At 72.1% G+C, this 24548-nt stretch carries 22 protein-coding genes and 1 pseudogene; 3 read left to right on the plus strand and 20 right to left on the minus strand.

What is annotated here, in order from left to right; genetic code table 11:
- Positions 1-62 precede the first annotated feature (62 nt).
- The 14 genes and pseudogenes from KUM32_RS11395 to KUM32_RS11460 form a co-directional block, all read right to left on the minus strand.
- Positions 63-1688, minus strand: a complete 1626-nt coding sequence (locus tag KUM32_RS11395; RefSeq protein ID WP_217141737.1) for a YifB family Mg chelatase-like AAA ATPase — start codon at positions 1686-1688, stop codon at positions 63-65.
- Positions 1688-2050 (minus strand): YraN family protein, encoded by a 363-nt coding sequence (locus KUM32_RS11400; RefSeq protein ID WP_217141738.1) that lies wholly within the window; start codon positions 2048-2050, stop codon positions 1688-1690. The genes KUM32_RS11395 and KUM32_RS11400 overlap by 1 nt, the downstream gene beginning before the upstream one ends.
- Before the next feature lie 106 nt (positions 2051-2156).
- Positions 2157-2465, minus strand: coding sequence for a DUF2469 domain-containing protein (locus tag KUM32_RS11405; RefSeq protein ID WP_014675276.1), 309 nt, complete (start codon positions 2463-2465; stop codon positions 2157-2159).
- A 56-nt stretch (positions 2466-2521) separates the two neighbouring features.
- Complete coding sequence (locus KUM32_RS11410; protein WP_217141739.1) at positions 2522-3046, minus strand: NUDIX hydrolase; 525 nt, start codon at positions 3044-3046, stop codon at positions 2522-2524.
- The gene (gene lepB / locus KUM32_RS11415; protein WP_217141740.1) at positions 3036-3812 is read right to left on the minus strand and encodes a signal peptidase I; all 777 of its coding nucleotides are present in this window, start codon (positions 3810-3812) and stop codon (positions 3036-3038) included. Before lepB (KUM32_RS11415) ends, KUM32_RS11410 begins: the two co-directional genes overlap by 11 nt.
- Positions 3813-4349: 537 nt before the next feature.
- Positions 4350-5351 carry a signal peptidase I gene (gene lepB / locus KUM32_RS11420; protein WP_308408641.1) on the minus strand — a complete coding sequence of 334 codons (1002 nt, stop codon included), beginning with the start codon at positions 5349-5351 and terminating at the stop codon, positions 4350-4352.
- Positions 5242-6324, minus strand: a pseudogene (lepB, locus tag KUM32_RS11425) (signal peptidase I); the annotation flags it as partial. The pseudogene lepB (KUM32_RS11425) and the gene lepB (KUM32_RS11420), both read right to left, overlap by 110 nt.
- Positions 6317-7057 carry a signal peptidase I gene (gene lepB, locus KUM32_RS11430; protein ID WP_217141743.1) on the minus strand — a complete coding sequence of 247 codons (741 nt, stop codon included), beginning with the start codon at positions 7055-7057 and terminating at the stop codon, positions 6317-6319. The pseudogene lepB (KUM32_RS11425) and the gene lepB (KUM32_RS11430), both read right to left, overlap by 8 nt.
- A gap of 45 nt (positions 7058-7102) precedes the next feature.
- Positions 7103-7453 carry a 50S ribosomal protein L19 gene (gene rplS, locus KUM32_RS11435; protein ID WP_016432403.1) on the minus strand — a complete coding sequence of 117 codons (351 nt, stop codon included), beginning with the start codon at positions 7451-7453 and terminating at the stop codon, positions 7103-7105.
- 135 nt (positions 7454-7588) lie between these two features.
- Entirely contained in the window at positions 7589-8422 is an 834-nt protein-coding gene (trmD, locus tag KUM32_RS11440; RefSeq protein WP_217141744.1) for a tRNA (guanosine(37)-N1)-methyltransferase TrmD, read from the minus strand.
- Entirely contained in the window at positions 8422-8976 is a 555-nt protein-coding gene (gene rimM, locus KUM32_RS11445; RefSeq protein WP_217141745.1) for a ribosome maturation factor RimM, read from the minus strand. The genes trmD and rimM overlap by 1 nt, the downstream gene beginning before the upstream one ends.
- Before the next feature lie 110 nt (positions 8977-9086).
- The gene (locus KUM32_RS11450; RefSeq protein WP_003973401.1) at positions 9087-9326 is read right to left on the minus strand and encodes an RNA-binding protein; all 240 of its coding nucleotides are present in this window, start codon (positions 9324-9326) and stop codon (positions 9087-9089) included.
- 2 nt (positions 9327-9328) lie between these two features.
- The gene (rpsP, locus tag KUM32_RS11455; RefSeq protein WP_217141746.1) at positions 9329-9757 is read right to left on the minus strand and encodes a 30S ribosomal protein S16; all 429 of its coding nucleotides are present in this window, start codon (positions 9755-9757) and stop codon (positions 9329-9331) included.
- Positions 9758-9968: 211 nt separating this feature from the next.
- Positions 9969-10565 carry a hypothetical protein gene (locus KUM32_RS11460; protein ID WP_217141747.1) on the minus strand — a complete coding sequence of 199 codons (597 nt, stop codon included), beginning with the start codon at positions 10563-10565 and terminating at the stop codon, positions 9969-9971.
- A gap of 761 nt (positions 10566-11326) precedes the next feature.
- Here KUM32_RS11460 and KUM32_RS11465 point away from each other — a divergent pair.
- Positions 11327-12190 carry a class I SAM-dependent methyltransferase gene (locus tag KUM32_RS11465; RefSeq protein WP_217141748.1) on the plus strand — a complete coding sequence of 288 codons (864 nt, stop codon included), beginning with the start codon at positions 11327-11329 and terminating at the stop codon, positions 12188-12190.
- A gap of 236 nt (positions 12191-12426) precedes the next feature.
- Here the strand turns inward: KUM32_RS11465 and ffh are convergent, their stop codons facing one another.
- The 5 genes from ffh to KUM32_RS11490 form a co-directional block, all read right to left on the minus strand.
- Complete coding sequence (ffh, locus tag KUM32_RS11470; protein WP_217141749.1) at positions 12427-13977, minus strand: signal recognition particle protein; 1551 nt, start codon at positions 13975-13977, stop codon at positions 12427-12429.
- Positions 13978-14136: 159 nt separating this feature from the next.
- On the minus strand, positions 14137-16581 hold the full coding sequence (locus tag KUM32_RS11475) for a [protein-PII] uridylyltransferase (protein ID WP_217141750.1): 2445 nt from the start codon (positions 16579-16581) through the stop codon (positions 14137-14139).
- An 81-nt stretch (positions 16582-16662) separates the two neighbouring features.
- Positions 16663-17001: a P-II family nitrogen regulator gene (locus tag KUM32_RS11480; protein WP_217141751.1), complete on the minus strand. Its 339-nt coding sequence runs from the start codon at positions 16999-17001 to the stop codon at positions 16663-16665.
- Positions 16998-18344 (minus strand): ammonium transporter, encoded by a 1347-nt coding sequence (locus KUM32_RS11485; RefSeq protein ID WP_217141752.1) that lies wholly within the window; start codon positions 18342-18344, stop codon positions 16998-17000. Before KUM32_RS11485 ends, KUM32_RS11480 begins: the two co-directional genes overlap by 4 nt.
- A gap of 380 nt (positions 18345-18724) precedes the next feature.
- Entirely contained in the window at positions 18725-20221 is a 1497-nt protein-coding gene (locus tag KUM32_RS11490; RefSeq protein ID WP_217141753.1) for a hypothetical protein, read from the minus strand.
- 445 nt (positions 20222-20666) lie between these two features.
- Between KUM32_RS11490 and KUM32_RS11495 the strand changes: the two genes are divergently transcribed.
- Complete coding sequence (locus KUM32_RS11495; RefSeq protein ID WP_217141754.1) at positions 20667-21338, plus strand: bifunctional DNA primase/polymerase; 672 nt, start codon at positions 20667-20669, stop codon at positions 21336-21338.
- A 116-nt stretch (positions 21339-21454) separates the two neighbouring features.
- Here the strand turns inward: KUM32_RS11495 and ftsY are convergent, their stop codons facing one another.
- A complete protein-coding gene (gene ftsY / locus KUM32_RS11500) occupies positions 21455-22669 on the minus strand; it encodes a signal recognition particle-docking protein FtsY (RefSeq protein ID WP_217141755.1) in 1215 nt (404 codons plus the stop codon).
- Positions 22670-22845: 176 nt separating this feature from the next.
- Between ftsY and KUM32_RS11505 the strand changes: the two genes are divergently transcribed.
- Complete coding sequence (locus KUM32_RS11505; RefSeq protein WP_217141756.1) at positions 22846-24297, plus strand: cytosine permease; 1452 nt, start codon at positions 22846-22848, stop codon at positions 24295-24297.
- Positions 24298-24548 lie beyond the last annotated feature (251 nt).

Consider the following 24548-nt stretch of genomic DNA (forward strand, 5'->3'; position numbering starts at 1 on the left):
GTCGCCGTCCCTCGTCACGTCACCGTCCCCGGGCCCCTCACCGATCCCGGCCCGGTACCGGGTCACGCCGGGACGCCCAGGGCCATGGGGACGCCTCGCGGCACCCCGGTGCGCAGTTGCAGGGCGAGGGCGACGTCCTTCGCGTCGGGCCGGTCGTGGCCGACCAGGTCGGCGACGGTCCAGGCGACCCGCAGGACCCGGTCGAGGCCGCGGGCGGTGAGCACGCCCCGTTCCAGGCCGCGTTCCGCTTCGTCCAGCGCGCCGGGCGCGGCGTGCCAACGGCTGCGCAGTTCCCGTCCGGGCACCTCGCTGTTGGACCGCCACGGGGTGCCCGCGAGGCGCGCGGCCGCCCGTTCCCGAGCCGCCCGCACTCGGTCGGCGACCGTGGCGGTGGTGGCGCCCCGGGTGCCGTGGCCGGCGAGTTGGCTGCGCGTGACCCGGTCCACCTCGACCCGGAGGTCGACCCGGTCGAGCAGCGGGCCGGACAGCCTGGCCTGATAGCGGCGGATCGCCGAGGGCGGGCACTCGCACAGGTCCTCCTTCCCCGAGAAGCGCCCGCACGGGCAGGGGTTGGCGGCGAGCACCATCAGGAACCGTGCCGGGAACCGCACCACACCCGCGCTGCGTGCGATGACGACGTGCCCGGCCTCCAGCGGCTGGCGCAGGGCGTCCAGCGCATGGCTGCTGAACTCCGGTGTTTCATCCAAAAACAGGACACCTCGGTGTGCCAGCGACACGGCACCGGGCCGCGCGATGCCGGGGCCGCCCCCGACGAGCGCCTGCATCGTGGCGGAGTGGTGCGGCGCGCAGTAGGGAGCGGCGTCGATCAAGGGCTTGCCGGGCGGTAGCAGGCCCGCCACCGAGTGCACCGCGGTGACCTCCAGCGACTCCGACCGGTCGAGCCGGGGCAGGATGGCGGGCAGCCGCTCGGCGAGCATGGTCTTCCCGGCGCCGGGCGGCCCCTCCAGGAACAGGTGGTGGCGGCCGGCCGCGGCGACCTCCACCGCGGTGCGTGCCGAGTCCTGGCCCACGACGTCGGCGAGGTCGTGGCCGTGGTCGTGCTGGGCCGCTCCCATGGCGTGCATTCCGGTGGCGGCGCCCGTGCCGGGCATGCGCAGGCCCGCGAGGAGGGGGTCGGGCCGGCCCTGCTGGTCGGGCTCCTCCTCCGGTACGGGTTCGTCGGCGAGGACGGCGATCAGCTGTCGCAGGCTCCGCACGCCGAGTACCGACACGCCGGGCACCAGGGACGCCTCGGCGGCGGCGCATTCCGGCACGACCACCTGTTCGTACCCGGCGTCCGCCGCGGCCAGCACCGCCGGCAGGATGCCGCGCACCGGCCGGACCCGCCCGTCCAGGCCCAGCTCGCCGATCATCACGATGTCGGCGAGCACCCGCGGGTCGATCCGCTCGGCGGCTCCGAGCACGGCCGCGGCGACCGCGAGGTCGAATCCACTGCCGCTCTTGGGCACCGACGCCGGGCTGAGCCCCACCGTCAGCTTCTTCTGCGGCCACTCCGCGCCCGAGTTCACCACCGCGGCCCGCACCCGGTCCCGGCTCTCGGTCAGGCTCTTGTCCGGCAGCCCGACCAGCGTGAACGCGGCCACGCCCGGTTCGAGATCGGCCTGGACCTCGACCACCACGCCCTCGACGCCGACGAGGGCCACGGAGCACGTGCGCGCGAACCCCATCACGCCACCCCCCGCGCGTGCTCGACGACGGGGGCGCCGCGCCGCGGGAGGAGCACGCCGACCAGGTCGATGCGGACGCCGCCGGGCGGGGCTCCCCCGTGGGTCTGCGCCCAGCGGTCGGCGAGCCGCCTCAGTCGCTCCGCCTTCTCGGGGGTCACCGCGGCCATCGGATGCTCGAAGGAACCTCCCCTGCGGGTCTTGACCTCGCAGACGACCAGGGCGTCCCCCTCCCGGGCGACGATGTCGATCTCGCCGGTCCGGCCACAGCGCCAGTTGCGCTCCAGGACGGTCATCCCGGCCTCGGACAGCTGGCGGACGGCGAGCGTCTCGCCGTACTTGCCCATCGCACCTCGTGCGTTCATGTCGGCACCACCTCCGGCGCCAACGATGAGGGCAGCTCAGCGAACTTTTGGATCTTGGTGGACGGTCGGGCGGCTGTGGAAAACCCGATCACCCGGACAGGGGACGTCAGCCTCCCGGAAGCTCCAGGTCGCTCTTGTTGAGCTCCTCGATGTTCACGTCCTTGAACGTCAACACACGCACCTGCTTCACGAAGCGAGCCGGCCGGTACATGTCCCACACCCAGGCATCAGCCATGGTGACCTCGAAGAACACCTCACCCTGGACCGAGTGCACCTGCATCTCGTAGTCGTTGGTGAGGTAGAAGCGCCGCTCGGTCTCGATCACGTATTTGAACAGACCGACGACATCGCGGTACTCCCGGTAGAGCTTGAGCTCCATCTCGGTCTCGTACTTCTCGAGGTCCTCGGCGCTCATGGCATGTTCCCCTTCAGCCGTGCGGTCCCACCATTGTGCGCCAGTCCCGTGAGCCCCTAGACGATTTCGGTGTCCAGGGTCACCGGCCCGGCGGGGGGTCCCTCGTCGAGCAGCGTGCGCAGCAGCCCGGCGAGTCTGGTCGGATACACCGTCTCACGTGCCCGGGACAGTTCCTCACACGTCCACCAGCGCGCTCCGACGACGCTGCGCCGCTCCAGCTCGGTCAGACCGGCGGCCTCGGTCGTGGTCTGGGTGGTACGGGCCAGGTAGTACCACTCGTCCTGGTCCCAGCGGCGGCCCGCGAAGGGGAAGGAGCACCTGCGGCGCCACAGCACCGGGCCGAGCTCGACGTCGGTGATGCCGGTCTCCTCCGCGAGTTCCCGCCGGGCGGCCTCCTCGCGGGTCTCGTCGCCCTCCACCCCGCCGCCCGGGGTGAACCACCAGTCGTCGGCCGGATCGTCCGGCTCATGGCCGTGCAGCAGCAGGATGCGGTCCCCGGGGTCGAGCAGCACCACCCGGGCGACCTTGCGCAGCCCGCCCTCGTGGGCATCCCGCCCCTCCCGGGCCGTCTCAGCGGCCACCGGCGGGCTCCGTCCCGGCCCGGACGCGCGAGGCCGTCGCCCGCTCGGCGAGCGGCCCGTACGCGGCGCCGCCGATGATCAGCACGATGCCGGCGATCACCAGCGCGACGACGGTCCGCAGAGGGCCCGGCGAGGAGAGGCCACCCAGCGCCTCGAAGCCGGCCGGCCGCTCCAGCATGCCGCTCATGGGCCAGACGACGGCGTCCACACGGCCGTCCACCGCGTCGCGCGCCACGGTGCCGCCGGCGGCGTCGGTGAGGTGGGCGGTCGAGTCCAGGGAGCCGCTGCGCTCGTCGCCGAGCAGGAAGAGGCGGCCCTCGGGTACGGACACGGCCGGGAAGCCGCTGGACTCGGCCGGCGTGCCGGCGGGCAGGTACGACTCGTCGATCACCTTGCCGTTGACCTTCAGCCGTCCCTCGTGGCAGCAGGAGACGGTGTCCCCGCCGACGGCGACCACACGTTTGATCATGGGGGCGTCGGCCCAGGTCTTGTCCTTGAAGACGACGACGTCGCCGCGGCGGACGTCGGTGCCGTCGACGCGCTGCGCCAGCACCCGGTCACCGGCGTCGATCGTCGGCGTCATGGAGCCGGTCGGCACGGTGTAGGGGCGGTACACCACCGCCGCCCAGGCGAATCCGCCGAGGAACAGCGCCAGGCCCAGCGCCACGGCGAGGCCGGACAGCCGCTGCCCGGTCCGGCTGCCCGCCGGGCGCTCGTCCGCGCCGCCGCCACGCGGGGCCGTACGTGTCGTGTTCTCGCCGCCCATGGACCCGCACCCTACCCGGGGGTACCCCAGCGGGGCAGCCCTTCCGGCGCCCGGGATCACCACCGGTGGAGGCACGGCACGCGGCCCTGGGCGGTCGGGCGCCGGTGCACGCCCCCCTGCCCCCGGCGGTCGGGCACCGGTGCACGCACGCCCCCTGCCTCCGGCGGTCGGGCGCCGGTGCACCCCGCTGTCTTCTTCGCGGTCCTGCAAGAGGCCGCTGGCCTCCGGGCCCGGCATCGCTGGTCCCCCTGTCGACCGGAAGACGCAGACCTGGGGGGTGGTGCAACCGTCCCCCCAGCCCTTCGGCAGTCGGACGCGGGCGCACGCACCACCCCGGCGGCCTCGGGGTCAGGCACCGGCGGACGCACGACCCCCACCTCTGGGCGGCCAGGTTCCGGCGGACGTACGACCCCCGCCTCTCGGCGGCCAGGTTCCGGCGGACGCACGCCCCGCCCCTCGACGGCCAGGTTCCGGCGGACGCACGCCCCGCCCCTCGACGGCCAGGTTCCGGCGGACGCACGCCCCGCCCCTCGACGGTCAGGCGCCTCGGTGGGTCTCGGTGGGGGCGGTGCGCCGTCGGCGCCACCAGACGACCGGTACGACACCGGCGAGGGCCAGGCCCTGGGGCGCGACCGTCAGCGCGGCGGCGGCCGACGACCGGGCGCTCAGACCGGCCTGGTCGAAGGTGTCGGGGACCGGCAGGGTGTCCCAGTGGTTCATCGGCCAGGCGACCACGATGGCACGGCCGACGACCTCCTTCACCGGGACCATGCCGCCGTTCTCGTCCGACTGGTTGTAGCGCGAGTCCCGGGAGTTCTGCCGGTGGTCGCCCATGACCCAGATGGAGCCCTCGGGGACCTTGACCTTGAACTGGCCGCCCTGCTCGTCGACGCTGCACGGCGTGTTGCCGGGGTAGACGTACTGCTGCTCGTTCAGCGCCTTGCCGTTGACCATCAGCGGGCCGGTGCCCTTGCACTCGACCGTGTCGCCGCCGACCCCGATGACGCGCTTGATGAGGTCCTTCTCGTCCGCGGACGGCATCAGGCCGATCCAGCTGAGGACCGTCTGCAGCGCGTTCGGTTCCGGCGTCGGCTCGCCCGCCAGCCACTGGTCCGGATCGTGGAAGACGACGATCTCGCCGCGCTCGGGCTCCGAGCCGAACCAGGGGGTGAGCTTGTCGACCAGGACCCGGTCACCCTCGACGAGGGTGTTCTGCATCGAGGCGGACGGGATGGAGAACGCCTGCACCAGAAACGTCTTGATGAGCAGCGCCAGCACCAGCGCGATGCCGATCAGGATCGGCAGTTCCTTCCAGAAGGAACGCTGCTTCTTGGCCGCGGGGGGCGTCGCGGGAGGCGTCCCGCCCACTCCCTCGTCCTGTGGTCCGTTCTGTTCGTCCGTCACCCTGCCGTCCTCGGTCGCGGAGTCCTGTCCGAAGGCCTGGGCGCCGTCCGCGGCCGGGCCGGCCTCCTCCACGGGGCGTCCGCGGTTCTCCTCGCCGTCGTGTCCGGACCGTGCGCCAACCGCCACATCCCCCACGCCAACTCCTCACTCTCTGCCGCCGCCTGCCCCGTACACGGCGCAGGCCCACCACTCCCATAACGAGCGGGAGTTCCGCAGGGGTCGGGAGTTGAATCATCGTGTTCGGATCGTCGGGGGCAACCCTATGCGACTGCCGGGGAGCGGCGGCCGATCCCGGGGACGAGTCGGACAAGGACGCATACGTTTTCGGTTCGTCCAGGGTGGCCCAGTGGCCGAACGGCCAGGCGATCACCATGGCGCGCCCCACCACCTCGTCCTCGGAGACCGTGCCGTGGTCGGTCTCCTGGTGGGCGCGGGAGTCAGCGGAGTCGGACCGGTGGTCGCCCATCACCCAGAGCCGTCCCTCGGGGACGGTGACGTCGAACGGCGTCCTGGAGGGGACGTCGCCGGGGTACAGGTAGTCCTCGGTCAGCGGAACGCCGTTGACGGTGACCCGTCCCTGGGTGTCACAGCACTTGACGTGGTCCCCGCCCACGCCGACGACCCGTTTGATGAGGTCCTTCTCGTCGTCGGACGGCAGCAGCCCGATGAAGGCGAGAGCCTCCTTGACCTGCTTGACGACGACGGGGTCGTCCTTCTTGGTGGTCTGCTCGCCCCGGAGCCAGCCGCCGGGGTCGCGGAAGACGACGACGTCCCCGCGCTCCGGCTCGGCGCCGAACCAGGGGGTGAGCTTGTCCACCAGGACCCGGTCCCCGATCCGGATGGTCTGCTCCATGGACCCCGACGGGATCACGAACGCCTGGACGAGGAAGGTCTTCAGCACCAGTGCGATGAGGACGGCGACGCCCACGAGAAGGGGGATCTCCTTGACCGCTCCGCGTCTGCGGCGCCGTTTGACCTTGCGCTGGAGCTTGCGCCGCTCGGCACGGGACCGGCCGCCGGACGGCGCTCCGGTGCGGCGGGAGCCGGTGGGCAGCGGGGTCTTCGCGGGGCTGCTGTGCGCCCCGCGTGGTTTGCCCCGGCTACCCATCGGCGCCCTTGACGGGCTCCGGCCCGGGCGCCTCACTGTCCGGCACGCGCGCGTAGGCGTCGGGACGGTCGAGGTGGGTGGCGTGGCCGAGGGGCCAGGCGATCCAGTCGGCGCGGCCGATCACCGCGTCCAACGGCACCATGCCGCCGCCCGGAGAGCCCAGGTGGTCGCGGGAGTCGCTGGAGTCGTCGCGGTGGTCGCCGAGGACGAAGAGGGTGCCGTCGGGGACGACGACGTCGAAGCGCACCGTGGACGGACGGTCGCCGGGGTGCAGGAAGGCCGACTCGTCGACCGACTGGCCGTTCACCCGGATCCTCCCCTCGCTGTCGCAGCACACCACGTGGTCCCCGCCCACACCGACAACGCGTTTGATGTAGTCGCCGTGCCCGAAGAGGCCGGTGCCGTCGAAGACGACGATGTCGCCCCGCTGCGGCCGGCCGTCGAAACGGTACGCCAGCTTGTTCACGAGAACCCGGTCGCCGATCCTCAGTCCCCGCTCCATCGAACCACTCGGGATCTGGAACGGCTGCAGCACGAAGGTGCTCAGCAACAGGAGGAACAGCAGAAGGACCAGGAGAGTCACGGTGATCCGGCCGCCCGGCACCCAGTCCGCGATCCACCCCGCGAACGCGGAACGCGACCGGTCCTCCGGCCCCTGCGGATCCGAGGGCTGCTCGGGTCCGGAAGGGCTGGAGGAGCGGTCGCGCTCCGTGGGCTGTGCTTCGGTGTCCATCGGGGCCAGATGCTATCCGGCCCCGCTGTGGACCTCGGAGGGCGCTCAGCTCTCGCGCTTCTCCTTGATCTTCGCCGCCTTGCCGCGCAGCTCGCGCAGGTAGTACAGCTTGGCGCGACGGACGTCACCACGGGTGACGAGCTCGATCTTCTCCACGATCGGGGTGTGCACCGGGAAGGTGCGCTCGACGCCGACGGAGAAGGAGACCTTGCGGACCGTGAAGGTCTCGCGCACGCCGGCACCCTGACGGCGGATGACCACGCCCTTGAACTGCTGCACACGGGAGCGGTTGCCCTCGATGACGCGGACGTGCACGTTGACGGTGTCGCCGGGGCGGAAGGCCGGGACGTCGCTGCGCAGCGACGCGGCGTCGACGGAGTCGAGCAGGTGAGACATTTCGTCTGCTTTCTTCGCTGATGCCACAGGTCATCAACGGAACTAGAGGTTTCGGAATCAGGGCAGTGCGGGTCGGGACGGGCGTCGTGTCCCCCTGTGGCAGGGGCGCGCTCCGGACGGACGCACAACAGCCGCCTATTCTTCCATGCCAGGCGTCCTGCGCCAAAATCGGCCGTACGGCTCGCCCTGGGGGTCGGGTTCCCAGCCGAGGATGGAGAGCATCTCGCGGTCCTTCTTGTCGAAGGCCTTGGGATCGCACCGCTCGATCAGGTCGGGCCGGTTGACCGTCGTGCGCCGCAGGGCCTCGTCACGGCGCCAGCGGGCGATCTTCCCGTGGTGGCCGCTGAGCAGCACGTCCGGGATGCCGCGCCCGCGCCACTGCGGCGGCTTGGTGTGGACGGGACCCTCCAGAAGGTTGGCCATGGCTCCGGGGGCGAAGGAGTCGTCCCGGTGGGACTCGGCGTTGCCCAGGACGCCGGGCAGCAGCCGCGCCACGGCCTCGGTGACGACGAGCACGGCCGCCTCACCGCCGGCGAGGACGTAGTCACCGATGGAGACCTCGTAGACGGGCATCCGGGTCGCGTACTCGTCGACGACACGGCGGTCGATGCCCTCGTAGCGGGCCGGTGTGAAGATCAGCCAGGGTCGCTCGGAGAGGTGGACGGCCAGCTCCTGGGTGAAGGGCCTGCCGCTGGGCGTGGGCACGATCAGGGCGGGCTCACCGGTGCCCGTCTCGTAGCCGTCGGCCAGGACGGAGTCCAGCGCGTCGCCCCAGGGCTCGGTCTTCATCACCATGCCGGGGCCGCCGCCGTACGGGGTGTCGTCGACGGTGTTGTGCCGGTCGTAGGTCCAGTCGCGCAGGTCGTGCACGTGGACGTCCAGCTGTCCACGCGCGCGTGCCTTGCCGACGAGGGAGACGTTCAGCGGTTCCAGGTACTCGGGGAAGATCGTGACGACGTCGAGCCGCATCACGCACCGTCCTCGGCGGCGTCGCGCGAGGAGGCGATCTCGGCCCGGTCGTCGATCAGACCGGGCGGCGGGTCGATGACCGCACGCTGCTCGTCCAGGTCGATCTCGGAGACGATCTCGGAGACGAACGGCACGTAGACCTCGCTGCCGTCGGGGCGCTCCACGACGAACAGGTCCTGCGTGGGCAGGTGCGAGATCTCGGTGATCCGGCCGACCGCGGTGCCGTCCACGGTCACCACGTCGAGGTCGATCAGCTGGTGGTCGTAGTACTCGTCCTCGTCCTCGGGCCGCTCGTCCGGGTCGACGTCGGCGATCAGGAGGGTGTTGCGCAGCGCCTCGGCGCCGTTGCGGTCATGGACGCCCTCGAAGCGCAGCAGGAGGCGGCCGCTGTGCACCCGGCCGGTCTCGATGGTGAGCGGCCCGACGGATGCGGGGTCGGTGGTCAGTACGGCACCGGGGCCGAGCCGCAGCTCGGGCTCGTCCGTGCGGACCTCGACGGTGACCTCGCCCTTGATTCCATGGGCGCGGCCGATACGCGCGACTACCAGCTGCACTGTGCTTGATCTCCTGTCGGAACTGCGACGAGCCGGTCACGGCTCCTACGACTGCGGGCCGGGGACGGCCCAGTGGCCCTCCCCGGCCCGAGCCGGTGCTGCGTTTGGCGTCAGCGGACGTGGTCCACGTCGACGAGGTCGACGCGGACACCGCGGCCGCCGATGGCGCCCACGACGGTGCGCAGAGCGCGTGCGGTGCGGCCGTTGCGGCCGATCACCTTGCCGAGGTCGTCGGGGTGGACCCGGACCTCGAGCACGCGCCCGCGGCGCAGGTTGCGCGAGGCGACCTGCACATCGTCAGGGTTGTCGACGATGCCCTTCACGAGGTGCTCGAGAGCCTCCTCGAGCATGCTCAGGCCTCGGTCGACTCGGAGGAAGAGGACTCAGCGGCGGCCTCGTCCTTCTTGTCGGCCTTCTTCTTCTGGGTGATCGCCTCACCCTTGCCCTCGTCGTCGCCACCGATCGCCTCGAAGGACGGACGGGCCGACTTCTCGGCCGGCTGCAGCAGCGGCGCCGGGGCGGGCTCGCCCTTGAACTTCTGCCAGTCGCCGGTCTTCTTCAGGATGGCGAGCACGGGCTCGGTCGGCTGGGCGCCGACACCGAGCCAGTACGCGACACGCTCGGCGTCGACCTCCATCACCGACGGGTTGTACGTCGGGTGGTACTTGCCGATCTCCTCGATGGCCCGGCCGTCACGGCGGGTACGGGAGTCGGCGACGACGATGCGGTAGTGAGGCGAACGGATCTTGCCCAGACGCTTCAGCTTGATCTTGACTGCCACGGGAGTGGGTTCTCCTGGAATTGACGTGGTTGGGCACGGCGAGAGAGCCGCGTGGGGTTGCGGTACCCGAGTGCCCGATGGACGCGTCAGCCGGAGGAGAGAGGGGTCCTGTGCGACTGTCGAGTACAGCTAGCCATTCTGCCACACGCGGGCAGGCCCTTCGGACCGAGGGCACTCCGTCCGGATCCGGCTGCCACGAGCAGCCGGATCGTCAGCTCGCCGCCGCGCCGACCACCTCCGGGATCCGGAACGGCTTGCCGCAGCCGCCGCACATGATCGGCGCCTGGGCCAGCACCGACGGGACGACCCGGACGTTGCGTCCGCAGTCGCAGACCGCCTTCACGCGCACCCCTCCCCCGGAGGAGCCGTGGCGGGCGGCCGGGCCGCGGAAACTGCGGGCCGAGTCGGTGGCCGTCGCGGCGGTGTGGGCCTTCAGCGCGCGCTGGAGGCGCTCGATCGTCGGGCGGTAGCGGCGCTTCGCCTCGGGGGTGAGCGTGACCAGCGAGAAGCCACTGCTGGGATGCGGCTCCTCGGGGTGGTCGAGGCCCATCTCCTCGGCGATCGCGAGGAATCGACGGTTGTGGTAGCGGCCCGCGCGGGAGGTGTCGCGTACTCCTCGCGCGGCGGCGATGCCGTGGACTGCCTCGTGAAGCAGTCGCTCGAAGGAGAGCTCGTGCCCGCAGGCGGACGACGACTCTCCGATCAGGGACTCGGGCGCGGCAAGATCCGGCAGCTCGGTGTGGTGCCGCTGAATGTCGGCCCACGCCTGCGCCAGCTCTGCGGCGAGAACAGGTGGTGTCGTGCTCACGTAATGACAACGAGCCGGAGTGCCGCTGTGTTCCTATTCCGGGGCATCCCAAATAATTTGCACGTACCAGTCAGTTGCCCCTGATGCGTCCCGACGAGGGCGGGTGCGCTGATCTGCGGAGAAGCCTCGCAGCTCGTACCAAGCTGGTGCGTAGTCCACGGTACGCGCCGACGCGTAGCCCCCGTCCACGCACCGGGGTCTGTGGGGCTCGCGGATGCACAAGGGGCGTTTCGGCCGCTGTCGCGCCGGAAGGACGCCACCCGGCTGCCCCCTTCGCCGGGCACGTTCCGGCGGGCGAGTCGGTCAACACCGCGACCGGCACACCGACCGGCACACCGCTGTGCGCGAGGTTACCGCGTGCGCCACCCGCGCCCGGCACCGCCCCGCCCCTGCCGCTCCCCGTCGCGCGGCACGGCCGCCGGGCCCGCCGACCTTGGCCTGAAGCGCCGCGAAGCGCCGCGAAGCGCCGGGGCGGCGCCACCGCCACCCCCTGTCACCACCGAACGGCACGATCAGGCCATCCCCGAAAGGGGCCGTGCAGGGGGCGCCAAGGGACTACCGGGGGTACCGCGCGGCCAAGCCACATTGCCGGGAAGTGAAATCTCGCCAGGGGAGCCGGGACCGAGCAAACCGGGTCCCCCTACCACTGGACGACACGGCGAGCCCGGAGTTACCTGACATACGGGGGGAGTGCGAGCGCACTGCACGGGGGCCATGGAATCGGGCACGGCGGCAACACTCGGCGATTGGGGCGCTTTCCTATGACACCTACGCTCGTGCGGCAGCACTCATCTCACGCCGGGGCGAGCCCTCGCGTGGACCTGCGTGCACGCGCGCGTGACTGGTCCGAGATACAGGAGCGCATGCTCGTACCGCTCTACGAGGCCGTCTACGAGCGCCTGGACGTGGGCGGCGGCACACGGATGCTGGGGCTGGGCTGCGGTTCCGGGCTGGCCCTGCTGTTGGCCGCCACGCGCGGTGCCGCGGTGACCGGCGTCGACTCCCGCTCCCCGGACCACCTCGCCCTCGCGCGGGGGCGGCTGCTGCCCGAGGCGCCCGGGCGGAGCACGCGCGCGTGTGAGGACGCCCGGATCGTCGAGGGCTCGCCCGGGGACGCGCGGGACCCGTCACGGTCGGCGTTCACCCTGGTGACCGCCTTCGAGCCCATCGGGTGCCTCGCCGGCGACGCGGAGGGACTGGGTGACCTGCTCGCCCAGGCGACGCCGCTCGCCGGTCGCGGGGCGGCCGTGGTGCTGGCCGGCTGGGGACCGCCGGAGCGGTGCGCGACGACGTCGGTGCTGCGGGTGGCCGCCAAACTCGCGGACCCGACGCGCGGCGCGGGGTGTTGGCGCCCGGCCCTGCGCGACGACCTGGAGGAGGTCGCCCAGCGAGCCGGGCTCAGGCCGGACGGCTCGGGCCGGGTGGCGTGCCCCTTCGGGTACGCGGACGCCGACAGCGCGGTGCGCGGCCTGCTGTCCACCGGACTGTTCGACGCGGCTGTCGCCGCGACCGATCAGGAACAGGTCGACAAGGAGCTGGCGGAGGCCCTGCACCCGCACCAGCGGGCGGACGGGACGGTCTGGATGCCGAACGTGTTCCGGTACCTGATCGCCCGCGTTCCGTGACGACCCGGTTCTGAACAGTCCGTGGTGCCGTACCACTCGACCGCACGGTGCCGGCGGTCGCGCGCCTCGCGTACACGCCCGGGAGCGGACCGGCCCTCGCCGCGGCTCCGAGGGGCGCGACGCCACCCGGTCTTCGCAGGCCTGAGGAACGACGGCTGAACGACGCCGAGGCCGTCGGCGTACGGCCCGGGGGGCGCGGTCGGAACCGCGCCCCCCGGGCCATGCGAACGAGGGCGTCAGCCCATGAACTTCTTGAACTCCTCCGGGAGCTCAAAGTCCTGGCCGCCCTGCTGCGGGAGTCCGAGGGCGCCTCCGGCCTGCGCGGCGGCCGCGCGGCGGGCGGCCTCCTCCTGCTCCTGCTGCTTGCGCTTCATCGGGTTGCCCGAGCGCTGCTTGCCCTTGGCCTTCTTCTGCTGCTTCTTCTGCCGACCGGGTCCGCCGCCCATGCCCGGGATGCCCGGCATACCCGGCATGCCACCGCCCTGAGCCATGCGGGACATCATCTTGCGGGCCTCGAAGAACCGCTCGACCAGGTTCTTCACGGCACTGACCTCGACACCGGAACCCTTGGCGATGCGGGCGCGGCGCGAACCGTTGATGATCGTCGGTTCCTGGCGCTCGGCCGGGGTCATCGACTTGATGATGGCGGCCGTGCGGTCGACGTCGCGCTCGTCGAGGTTGTTGATCTGGTCCTTCATCTGGCCCATGCCGGGCAGCATGCCGAGCAGCTTGCTGATGCTGCCCATCTTCCTGACCTGCTCCATCTGGGCCAGGAAGTCGTCCAGGGTGAAGTCCTGGCCCTTCTTGGACGCCAGCTTGGAGGCCATCTTCTCGGCCTCTTCCTGGCTGAACGTCTTCTCCGCCTGCTCGATCAGGGTGAGCAGGTCACCCATGTCGAGGATGCGGGAGGCCATCCGGTCCGGGTGGAAGGCGTCGAAGTCCTCGAGCTTCTCGCCGTTCGACGCGAACATGATCGGCTTGCCGGTCACCGAGGCGATCGACAGGGCCGCACCACCGCGGGCGTCGCCGTCGAGCTTGGAGAGCACCACGCCGTCGAAGCCGACGCCGTCGCGGAAGGCCTCGGCGGTGTTGACCGCGTCCTGACCGATCATCGCGTCGACGACGAACAGGATCTCGTCGGGGCTGACGGCGTCGCGGATGTCCGCGGCCTGCTGCATCAGCTCCTGGTCGATGCCGAGGCGGCCGGCGGTGTCGACGATGACCAGGTCGTGGACCTTGGCCTTGGCGAACTCGATGGAGTCCTTGGCGACCTTGACCGGGTCGCCCACGCCGTTGCCCGGCTCGGGCGCGTAGACCGCGACGCCGGCGCGCTGGGCGACGACGCTGAGCTGGTTGACGGCGTTGGGGCGCTGGAGGTCACAGGCCACCAGCAGCGGCGAGTGGCCCTGCTCCTTGAGCCAGCGGCCCAGCTTGCCCGCGAGGGTGGTCTTACCGGCACCCTGCAGACCGGCCAGCATGATCACGGTGGGCGGCTGCTTGGCGAAGCGCAGGCGTCGGGTCTCGCCGCCGAGGATGCCGACCAGTTCCTCGTTGACGATCTTGAGGACCTGCTGGGCGGGATTCAGCGCCTTGGAGACCTCGGCGCCCAGGGAGCGTTCCTTGACCTTCTTGATGAACGCGCGCACGACGGGCAAGGCCACGTCGGCCTCGAGGAGCGCGATGCGGATCTCGCGGGCCGTGGCGTCGATGTCCGCCTCGGACAGCCGCCCTTTGCCCCGGAGGGATTTGAAGGTGGCTGACAGGCGGTCGGAGAGAGTATCGAACACGGCGGCGTAGGTCCTCGCGTCGGCGTTGGTGTAGGTCGCCCTCCAGGGTATCCGGCCCGGCAAGCAAATCGTCCCCGCCCGCTGCGGAGAGCGGACGGGGACGGGACGCCCCGCGTGGGCGGGGAGCACATCCGGTGGACGCACGACGCGGCCATGTGGTCACGCCCCCAGCGACTCCTCCAGCCCCCGGGCCACCGACACCGCCTCCTCCCCCGGCAGCGGCGCACCCCCGCCCCGCGTCACGTAGAACGCGTCCACCGCGTTCGCCCCCAGCGTCGACACGTGCGCACTCCGCACCCGCACCCCCGCCCGCTCCAGCGCCCGCCCGATGCGGAACAGCAGCCCCGGCGCGTCCTGCGCCCGCACCTCGATCACCGTGGCGTGGCGGGACGCCGCCGGGGCCACCGTCACGCGGGGCGGTGGCGGGAGCACACCCCGGCGCCGGGGATACGCGGCGTCCCGCTCGGCGAGGCGGCCGGCGATGTCCAGGCTGCCGTCCAGGGCCCTGACCAGGTCGGCCCGCAGCCGGGCGGCCTGGGGCAGGGAGCCGTACTCGGCGGCGACCCGCCAGTCCAGCAGCAGCACGGTTCCCTCGACGCCGTCCGGCAGCGGGAGGGTCCGCAGCTCGGCGGTCCGGACGGTCAGCCGGTGCATGGCCAGGACTCCGGCGACCGCGGGGAGCACACCCGGCTGGTCGGGCACGGCGACCAGCAGTTCCACCCCGAGCGGTTCCGGCTCGCCGGCCGTCTCCGGGGCTGCCGACGGCTCGGTCTGGGCGCGCAGTGCCAGGACCGGGCCGCCCGTGCGGAACGCCTCGATGGCGAGCCTTTCCTGTTCCGCGGTGGGCGCGGCGGTCTCGGGCTCGTCCAGCGGATCCCCCGCCAGCACCGCCGAGACGCGTTTCACCAGGTCGGCGACGAGTGAGCCGCGCCAGGACGACCAGGCGGCCGGCCCGGTGGCCAGCGCGTCCGCCTCGGTCAGGGCGTGCAGCAGTTCCAGGGTGCTCTCCGTGCCCACCGCCTCGGCGACCGCCCGCACGGTGGCCGGGTCGTCCAGGTCGCGCCGGGTGGCGGTCTCGACGAGCAGCAGGTGATGGCGTACGAGGGTGGCGAGGACGGTCGCGTCCGCCCGGTCGAAACCGATGCGGGCGGCGACGTCCCGGGCGATGGTCTCACCGGCCACGGAGTGGTCCCCGGGCCAGCCCTTGCCGATGTCGTGCAGCAGCGCGGCGACCAGGAGGAGGTCGGGCCGGTGGACGCGGCGGGTGAACCCGGAGGCGCGGACGGCGGTCTCGATGAGGTGCCGGTCGACGGTCCACAGGTGCACGGCGTTGCGCTGCGGGCGGCAGCGGACCCGTTCCCAGTCGGGAAGGAGCCGGGTGATCAGGCCCTCGGCCTCCAGCGCCTCCCAGACGTGCACCGTGGGCCGTCCCGAGCCCAGCAGGGTCACCAGTTGCTCGCGCGCCTCCGCGGGCCAGGGCGCCGGCAGCGGGCGCGCGGTGGCCAGGTGCCGTACGGCGTGCGGGGAGAGCGGGAGCCCGGCCTGCGCGGCGGCGGCCGCGGCGCGCAGCGGGAGCACGAAGTCACGTTCGGGGCGTGCGGTGCGGGCGAGCACCACCTCGCCGTCCTGCTCGACGACGCCCTCGGCGAGGGGGGAGCGCTCGGGGGCCGGCCTGCCGCCCCCCAGCATGGCGCGCAGCCTCGGCCGCACGGAGCGCGAACGCAGGACGCGCCCCACCTCGCGCCAGGTGACGTCACCGGCGTACGAGATGACGCGGGCCGCCTCGTACACCTGCCGCAGCAGCGTGTCGGCGTCCAGCAGGCCCAGCTCGGCCGCCACCTGGTCCTGCTCCTGCAGGGCCAGTCGGTCGGTCGCCCGGCCCGTCGCCAGGTGGAGCACGTCGCGCACGTCGAGCAGGCGGCGACGGGCGTCGGCGAGGCCCTCGCGCGGGGCGTCGGCCAGCCAGGAGGCCGCGACGGCGCGCAGGACGGTGGCGTCGCGCAGGCCGCCCCGGGCCTCCTTGAGGTCGGGTTCCAGCAGGTACTGCAGCTCCCCCTGGCGTTCGGCGCGCTCGGCGCACAGGTCCCGCAGTGCGGGGAGGCGTTTTGGGGCCTGGTTGCGCCAGTCTGCGAGGATCGCGGTGCGCAGTCCGGCGGTCAGCTGGAGGTCGCCGGCGAGATGGCGGGCGTCCAGGAGGCCGAGCTGGACCTTCAGATCCTCACCCGCCGTCTTCCGGGCCTCCGCGGGCGTGCGTACGGAGTGGTCGAGGGCGATGCCGAGGTCCCAGACGGGGTACCAGAGGCGGTCGGCGAGGGCGGCGACCGCCTTGCCGTCGCTGCCGTCGTGCAGCAGGAGCAGGTCCAGGTCGCTGCGCGGGGACAGCTCTCCGCGTCCGTAGCCGCCGACGGCGACCAGTGACACGCCCTGCGGCGCCTCGCCTCCCGCCTCGAACAGGCCGGCCAGCCAGTCGTCCGTCAGTGCGGAGAGGGCCGTACGGCGCGGCGGCCCGGACCGCGCCCCCTCGGTGAGGAGGCGCAGCCGGGCCGCCGCGTAGCCGCCGGGTCCCGAGTCCTCTGCTTCTCGTGTCACGTCCGTACTCGTCACCGGCGACTCCCGTTCCGTCCTTCTGCCTCAGCGCTGCCTCGGAGATGCGTCAGAGATGACCCAGAGCTGCCCAGAGCCGCCTCAGAGCGCGTCGGGGCCGCGCTCGCCGGTGCGGACTCGTACGGCCGTGTCGACCGGGACCGACCAGACCTTGCCGTCGCCGATCTTGCCGGTGCGGGCCGCCTTGACCACGACCTCGATCACCTGCTCGGCGTCGTCGTCCTCGACCAGCACCTCGATGCGGATCTTGGGCACCAGGTCGACGGTGTACTCGGCGCCGCGGTAGACCTCGGTGTGGCCGCGCTGACGGCCGTAGCCGCTGGCCTCGGTGACGGTGAGGCCGTGGACTCCGAAGGCCTGGAGGGCCTCCTTGATCTCGTCGAGCCGGTGCGGCTTGACGACGGCGGTGATGAGCTTCATGCGTCCACCTTCTTGCTCTCGGCCCGCGCGACCGCGGGGGCGGCCGGTACGGCGGTCGTCCGGGCGGCACCGCCACCGGCGCCGCTGAAGTCGTATGCGGTCTCGGCGTGCTCGGCCTGGTCGATGCCCGCCACCTCGTCGTCCTCCGATACCCGCATGCCGATCGTCCTGTCCAACAGGAAGGCGAGGACCGCGGAGACGACGAGCGAGTAGGCGAGGACGCCGAAGACGCCGGCGCACTGCTTCCAGAACTGGTCCGGTCCGCCGCCGTAGAAGAGGCCCTCGACGTCGGACTGGCCCTTGCCGGTGGCGAAGAAGCCGACGAGCAGGGAGCCGAGGATGCCGCCGACGAGGTGGACGCCGACGACGTCGAGGGAGTCGTCGTAGCCGAACTTGTACTTCAGGCCGACGGCCATCGCGCAGAGCACGCCGGCGATGATGCCGATGGCGATGGCGCCGAGCGGGGAGACCGCGCCGCCCGCCGGGGTGATGGCGACCAGGCCGGAGACGGCACCGGAGGCCGCGCCCAGCGTGGTGAAGGCGCCGTGCCGGATCTTCTCGTAGGCGAGCCAGCCGAGGATGGCCGCACCCGTGGCGACCTGCGTGTTGACGAACATCAGCGCGCCGACGCCGTCGTCGTTGCCGAGCCACGACCCGGCGTTGAAACCGAACCAGCCGAACCACAGCAGACCGGCGCCGAGCATGACCAGCGGCAGGCTGTGCGGGCGCATCGGGTCCTTCTTGAAGCCGACCCGCTTGCCGATGACCAGGATCACACCGAGCGCCGCGGCGCCCGCGTTGATGTGCACGGCGGTACCACCCGCGAAGTCGATCACGCCCAGCTCGAAGGCCCAGCCACCGGCGCCCCACACCCAGTGCGCGACCGGGAAGTAGACGATCGTGGCCCACAGGGCGACGAACAGCGCCCAGGCCGTGAACTTCACGCGGTCCGCGAGCGCGCCGCTGATCAGGGCGGGCGTGAGGACGGCGAACATCAGCTGGAAGACCAGGAACACGAAGACGGGGATGGTGTAGCCGTCCCACAGCTCGGTCAGGCCGATGTCGCTGAGCCCGACCCAGTCCGAGTTCCAGCCGATGACGCTGCCGGAGTCCGTGCCGAACGCCATGGAGAAGCCGTACAGCACCCACAGGACGGTGACGATGCCGAGGCTGATGAAGCTCATCATCAGCATGTTCAGGGTGCTCTTGACGCGGACCATGCCTCCGTAGAAGAAGGCCAGGCCGGGGGTCATGAGCATCACCAGGGCGGAGCAGATGAGCATGAAGCCCGTGTTGGCGGCAGAGAGCTCCGTCTCTGCGGCGAGCGTGATGGCTGGAGCCATCGGCGTCTCCTCGTCGTTGGTACGGCCCCGTGCGGGCGAAGCCTGAGCGGTATGAGGGGTGGGCCGGTTATGCGCCACGAGATTGGCGCAGCGCGGTTTCGGTGGGCGCCCCTCGCTGTTTCACCGCCGTGACGAAGGCACCGTGCGTGTTACGCATCGGTGAACTGCCGGGTGCGGGTCTGCTCGGTCGTCGTCCTGGCACAGCCATCCCCCGTGACCACCACGTGCGCAACCCCCACGTCGAGCGATCAGCTCCACGAGAGCGGCGCCGGCTCAGGCGCACAAGGCGAACCGGCCGCGGCGGCCTCCGGATGACCTGGCATGGGGGAGCCGAGTCGGGCGGTTCGGGAGGGCCGGCCGCGGCCGGGGCTGGTGGGGGTTCAGACCGCCTCGGCGGTCTCCGGCAGCTCGACGGCGAGGCGCTCGGTGAGGTCGACGACCGCGCCGATGCCGCCGAAATCGCGTACGGCCGTGTCGACGGTCTTGCGGATGCGGGTGTTGACGCGTTCGGAGCGGACCTTCTTGGCGAGCCCCATGGCCTCGGCGGCCAGGACGGCGCCCTGCTCGGGTTCGCGGCGGAGCAGGTGCACGGTGGCCATGCCGATCAGGTTCAGCGCGTACGACCGTTGGTGTTCGTCGTCCTCGGCGAACAGCTCCACCGCCCGGCGCATCAGGGGCTCGGCCAGGGAGGCGTAGGCGGGGCTGCGGCCGGCCACGTAGGCGAGGTCGCGGAAGGAGTGGCTGTTCTCCCCGTACAGCTCTGCCTCGGAGAAGAAGCGGATCCAGTCGGGGTCGGGCTCGTCCCACTCCTCGGCCTCGGCGAAGGTGTCCTCGGCCATGCGCACGGCCCGCTTGCAGCGGCCGGGCTGGCCCATGTTGGCGTAGGCGCGGGCCTCCATCGCATACAGCATCGACTGGGTGCGGGGGCTCGCGCAGTCCCGGCTGCCGTACTGCGCGAGGTGGATCAGCTCCAGGGCGTCGTCGGGCCGGCCGAGGTGGATCATCTGCCGGCTCATGCTGGAGAGGATGTACGAGCCGAGCGGCCGGTCGCCCGCCTCCTTGGCGGCGTGCAGGGCGAGGACGAAGTACTTCTGCGCGGTCGGCTGGAGACCCACGTCGTACGACATCCAGCCGGCCAGTTCGGCGAGCTCGGCGGCGACGGTGAACAGCTTGGACCGGGTGTCCTCGGCCTGGGGCTCCTGGAGCAGGTCGGTCACCTCGTGCAGCTGGCCGACCACCGCCTTGCGGCGCAGCCCGCCGCCGCACTGGGCGTCCCAGCGGCGGAACATCACGGCGGTGGACTCCAGCAGGTCCAGCTCCGGCTTGGACAGGCGGCCGCGCGCGCGTGAGCCGGCCGTCGCCTCGCGCGCGGACGAGGCGGCGGCCGGGGGCGAGGGGACGAGCCACCGCTGCATGGGCTCGATGAGGGACGGGCCCGCGGAGAGGGCCAGCGAGCTCCCGAGGAAGCCGCGCCGCGCCAGCATCAGGTCGCTGCGCGAGAACTCGCTGAGCAGGGCCACGGTCTGCGGGCCCGTCCAGGGAAGGTCGACGCCCGTCGTGGAGGGTGCCGGGCGGGTGGTGCGCAGCCCGAGGTCCTCGACGGAGACGACGACGCCGAAGCGCTCGGAGAACAGCTCGGACAGGATCCGCGGGATCGGCTCGCGCGGGTTCTCGCCGTCGAGCCAGCGGCGGACGCGCGAGGTGTCGGTGGAGATGTGGTTGGCGCCCAGCCGGCGGGCCCGGCGGTTGACCTGGCGGGCCAGCTCGCCCTTGGACCAGCCGCTGCGGGTGAACCACGAGGTGAGCAGCTCGTTGGGGCGCTTGTCAGCGTGCGACGCGCTTCCCGCGCTCGTACCGCTTCCGCCGTTGCCGCTCACTGGAACGCCCCCATCCCTGAGACCACCTGCCGCCGAGTGCGCCAAGCCCTATCAGAACGCCGGTCATCACGGCCCTCCGTCCGGCGGTTGTCATCCTCCGAACGGGAGGCCGAGTTGCCTCCGGCATACCCACACGTGCATGTGCCCCACGGCGCCATGCACACAAAGTAATCCTACGGTCACCCGTCCAGCCATGGCGATTGCGCAATCGCCACCATTCGCCACCCCTTCGAATGAACTCCCAGTGACCTGCACACGATTCACTTGACATAGGCCGATCACGAGTCGGCGCAGCGGTGCACACCGGGGCGTGCGTGGTCGGGCGCACCACCCGGCGCGCTTCCGGACGCCGTGTGAACCGCGCCGCACTGGGGATCTGGAAGCAGAGAGTCACGTTTCGCGCCCGCTGCGTAACCGCCGCCGCGTCGGACCCGTTGGAGGGGGCATGGGCTTCACGATCGGCATCGGCAGTGGTCGGGGCACGCGCGACATCCGGTCCGGCGCACGCCGCCGCGGCCGCGCGTCGGAGTGCACCGTCGTGGCCGAGTTCACCGGACTGTGGGGCTGGGACGTGGTGCCGGGCGCCCGGGCCGCCGCGGGCACCTGCTCGTGCGGCCTGTCCGACTGCCCGGCACCGGGCGCGCATCCGCTGGAGTTCGCGCCCCCGGTGCCCGCCGGTGCGACGCTGGACGAGGCGAACGCGGCCTGGGCCCGGTTCCCGGGGGCCGCGCTGATGCTGCCGGTCGGGCGGAGATTCGACGTGATCGAGGTGACCGAGCCCGTGGGGCTGCGGGCGCTGGCCCGGATGGAACGCATGGGCCTCCCCATCGGCCCGGTCACGGCGACCCCGCAGGGCCGCGCCCAGTTCTTCGTCGCTCCGGGCGCCGCCACCGAGCTGCCCCGGCTGCTCTACCGGATGGGCTGGGACGACCCGTCCGCCCTCGACCTGCGCGGCCTCGGCCCGGGTACGCACGTCACGGCGCCGCCCTCCGACCGGGGCGGGCTGGGCCCGGTGCGCTGGCTGCGCCCCCCGGCCCTCGACTCGGCCGCCAGGCCACCGGCGGCACGGCTGCTGCTGGGCACGCTGGCGTACGTGGCCCACCGGTCGCGAGGGTAGTCCCCCGGCCGCGTCCGCCCGGACGGCGAAGCGCCCGTCCCCCGATGGTGGGGGGCGGGCGCTTCGTGGCGCGGCGCGCGGCTCCCGGCGCATGCACCGGACGCCGGCCGGCGGTGTCAGTCGCCGATAAGGGCATCCACGAACGCCTCCGGCTCGAACGGCGCCAGGTCGTCCGCGCCCTCGCCGAGCCCGATCAGCTTGACCGGCACACCCAGCTCGCGCTGCACGGCGACGACGATGCCGCCCTTGGCCGTGCCGTCCAGCTTGGTGAGGACGATGCCGGTGATGTTGACCACCTCGGCGAAGACGCGGGCCTGGACCAGGCCGTTCTGGCCGGTGGTGGCGTCGAGCACGAGCAGCACCTCGTCCAGCGGGGCCTGCTTCTCCACCACGCGCTTGACCTTGCCGAGCTCGTCCATGAGGCCGGTCTTGGTGTGCAGACGTCCGGCGGTGTCGATGAGCACGACGTCCGATCCGAGCTCCTTGCCCTCCTTGACCGCGTCGAAGGCCACCGAGGCGGGGTCGCCTCCCTCCGGGCCGCGCACGGTGTGGGCACCGACCCGCTCGCCCCAGGTCTGGAGCTGGTCGGCGGCGGCGGCGCGGAAGGTGTCGGCGGCGCCGAGGACGACGCTGCGGCCGTCCGCCACCAGCACCCGGGCGAGCTTGCCGGTCGTGGTGGTCTTGCCGGTGCCGTTGACCCCGACCACCATCACGATGCCGGGCTTGCTCGTGGCGGGCTCGGTCTTGACCTCGCGGTCCATATCGGGGCCGACCAGGGTGATCAGCTCCTCGCGCAGCAGGGCGCGCAGTTCCTCGGGTGTACGGGTGCCGAGCACCTTCACGCGCTCGCGCAGCCGTTCGACCAGTTCCTGGGTGGGCTGCACGCCGACGTCGGCGGTGAGCAGCGTGTCCTCGATCTCCTCCCAGGTGTCGTCGTCGAGGTGCTCCCGGGAGAGCAGGGTGAGCAGACCCTTGCCGAGGGCGTTCTGCGAACGGGAGAGGCGGGCACGGAGCCGGACCAGTCGGCCGGCGGTGGGCTCGGGGACCTCGACCTGCGGGATCTCGAGCTCTTCGACGACGGGCGGCTCCTCGACGGTGGCGGGAGCGGTGCCGCCGTCCGGGAGGTCGACCTCCTCTATCGTCCGGCGCGGTTCGTCGCGCGGCTTCTCGGCCTCTTCGCCGACGTGCGGCTCGGCCGGAGGGGCGGTGATGTCGGGCGTGGCGGGGGGCGGCGGAGGCAGCTGCTTCTTGCGGCGACTGCCCACGACCAGCCCGCCGAGCGCGCCGATCACAACCACGGCGATGACTACAGCAAGGATGACGATTTCCATAACGGCTCCAGTATCAGCCATGGGCCCCCGGGACACCCTCCTTGTCGCATCCTCCAAAGGACAAAGGCCACTGGAAGGAAGGAGTCGGATCAAAGTACGATGGAGGAGGCCACGTCAACGCGCGTAGAGTCCCGACCGCCCCCTCTTCTCCCACGATCGAGGCACGGACCCCCCACATGAGCAAGACCGCCGAGACCGAAGGCGCCCTGGAAACCCGTGGCATCGAGCAGGTGCCCGACCACGAGCGCACCGCCCGGACCCGCGAGCTTTTCCCGACCTGGGTCGGCGCCAACATCAGCGTGCTGCTGCTCACGATGGGCGCGAGCCTCGTCGTGGCGTACCGGCTCAACTTCTGGCAGGCACTCGTCGTCGCGGGCGCGGCGCCGGTCGTGTCGTACGGGCTGGTCGGGCTGATCGGCATCGCCGGCAAGCGAGGGGGCGCGCCCGGCATGGCGCTGTCCCGGGCCGTCTTCGGGCAGCGGGGCAATCTGCTGCCCGGTTCGCTGATCTGGGTCGCCCGCTGGGGCTGGGAGACGATCAACGCGGTGACCGGCGCCTACGCCCTGCTCACCGTGCTGGACATCGTCTTCGGCATACGGGCCAACAGCGTGCTGGACATGGTGACGCTGCTGGCCTTCGTCGTCGCGACCTTCGCGATCTCCGGGCTCGGCATCAACGCCGTGCAGAAGTGCAACAAGTACGCGGCGTACCTCTTCGGCGTCTTCTCGGTGCTGGTCCTCGGCTACCTGGTCGTGGACACCGACTGGTCCGCGGTGTTCGACCGGTCCGCCGGTTCGGTGGCCGCGATGATCACAGGCGTGGGCCTGATCGCGGCGGGCGGCGTCAGCTGGATCCCGTCCGCCCCCGACTTCACCCGGTACCTGCCGCGCACGGCCTCCTCGAAGGGGATCGTGGGCGTGACGATCGGCGGTGCCGGCATCGTCGTCCTGCCCATGGTCGTGATGGGTATGGTCATGGCCGTCTCCACGCCCGACCTGGCCTCGGCCGCCGACCCCGTCTCCTTCCTCGGCGAGATTCTGCCGACCTGGATCGCGGTGCCGTACCTGCTGATCGCCCTGATCGGCATGCTGCTGATCAACTCCATGTCGATGTACTCGGCCGGCTTCACCGCGCAGACCCTGGGCTTCAAGGTCCCGCGCCACTGGGCGGTCTCGGTAAACGCCGTGATCTCGCTGGTCTTCGGCGGTGTGCTGATGCTGGTGGCGACCAGCTTCATGGGGTCCTTCATCGCCTTCCTGTCGCTGCTCGCGGTCGCCTTCTCCGCCTGGGTCGGCGTCTTCGGCGCCGACATGCTGCGCCGCAGGGAGTACGACGGCGAGGCCCTGGCCGACACCGGCCGCACCAGCGCCTACTGGTACCGGGGCGGCTTCTCCCCCGCCGCCGTCGCCGCCTGGGCGGTGGGCCTGGCCGCGGGCCTGATGTTCACCACCTCCGACTGGTTCACGGGCCCGCTCGCGGCGAACAACGTCATCGGCGAGTACGGCCTCGGGTGGGTCGCGACGATCATCATCTCGGCACTGCTGTACGCCGTGCTGCCGAAGCCGGCGGTGGTCGTCCCGTCGGTGTCCGCGGGGCGGGCCGAGCAGCCCGAGCCCGTGACCGTCTGACCCAGGCCGCCGAAGCCGACCCACGCCCCCTTCGCCGCTGCCCGGTGGAGGGGGCGTCGGCGCGTCCGGAGCCCGACACGCGAGGGGGACGCAGCCGGCGTGAAGTGCGCGCGGGCCGGCGGGTCGACGGTGTCGGGGCTGGGACGCCGACGCCGGGGCGGCTCCGCCGCCAGAAGTGCGCCGTGGCCTTCCGAGCCCGGTACGTGAGGGGCCGAGGGCGCCGGCCCGGCGCCAGAGCTTGCCGGTGGACG

Source organism: Streptomyces sp. AC627_RSS907, assembly GCF_019049165.1.

Bases quoted from the DNA above. Each gene is read 5' to 3' on its own strand.
- KUM32_RS11395 (WP_217141737.1), bottom strand. From the start codon at position 1,688: ATGGGGTTCGCGCGCACGTGCTCCGTGGCCCTCGTCGGCGTCGAGGGC.
- KUM32_RS11400 (WP_217141738.1), bottom strand. From the start codon at position 2,050: ATGAACGCACGAGGTGCGATGGGCAAGTACGGCGAGACGCTCGCCGTC.
- KUM32_RS11405 (WP_014675276.1), bottom strand. From the start codon at position 2,465: ATGAGCGCCGAGGACCTCGAGAAGTACGAGACCGAGATGGAGCTCAAG.
- lepB (WP_217141740.1), bottom strand. From the start codon at position 3,812: ATGGGCGGCGAGAACACGACACGTACGGCCCCGCGTGGCGGCGGCGCG.
- lepB (WP_217141743.1), bottom strand. From the start codon at position 7,057: ATGGACACCGAAGCACAGCCCACGGAGCGCGACCGCTCCTCCAGCCCT.
- rplS (WP_016432403.1), bottom strand. From the start codon at position 7,453: ATGTCTCACCTGCTCGACTCCGTCGACGCCGCGTCGCTGCGCAGCGAC.
- trmD (WP_217141744.1), bottom strand. From the start codon at position 8,422: ATGCGGCTCGACGTCGTCACGATCTTCCCCGAGTACCTGGAACCGCTG.
- KUM32_RS11450 (WP_003973401.1), bottom strand. From the start codon at position 9,326: ATGCTCGAGGAGGCTCTCGAGCACCTCGTGAAGGGCATCGTCGACAAC.
- KUM32_RS11465 (WP_217141748.1), top strand. From the start codon at position 11,327: ATGACACCTACGCTCGTGCGGCAGCACTCATCTCACGCCGGGGCGAGC.
- KUM32_RS11480 (WP_217141751.1), bottom strand. From the start codon at position 17,001: ATGAAGCTCATCACCGCCGTCGTCAAGCCGCACCGGCTCGACGAGATC.
- KUM32_RS11485 (WP_217141752.1), bottom strand. From the start codon at position 18,344: ATGGCTCCAGCCATCACGCTCGCCGCAGAGACGGAGCTCTCTGCCGCC.
- KUM32_RS11495 (WP_217141754.1), top strand. From the start codon at position 20,667: ATGGGCTTCACGATCGGCATCGGCAGTGGTCGGGGCACGCGCGACATC.
- ftsY (WP_217141755.1), bottom strand. From the start codon at position 22,669: ATGGAAATCGTCATCCTTGCTGTAGTCATCGCCGTGGTTGTGATCGGC.
- KUM32_RS11505 (WP_217141756.1), top strand. From the start codon at position 22,846: ATGAGCAAGACCGCCGAGACCGAAGGCGCCCTGGAAACCCGTGGCATC.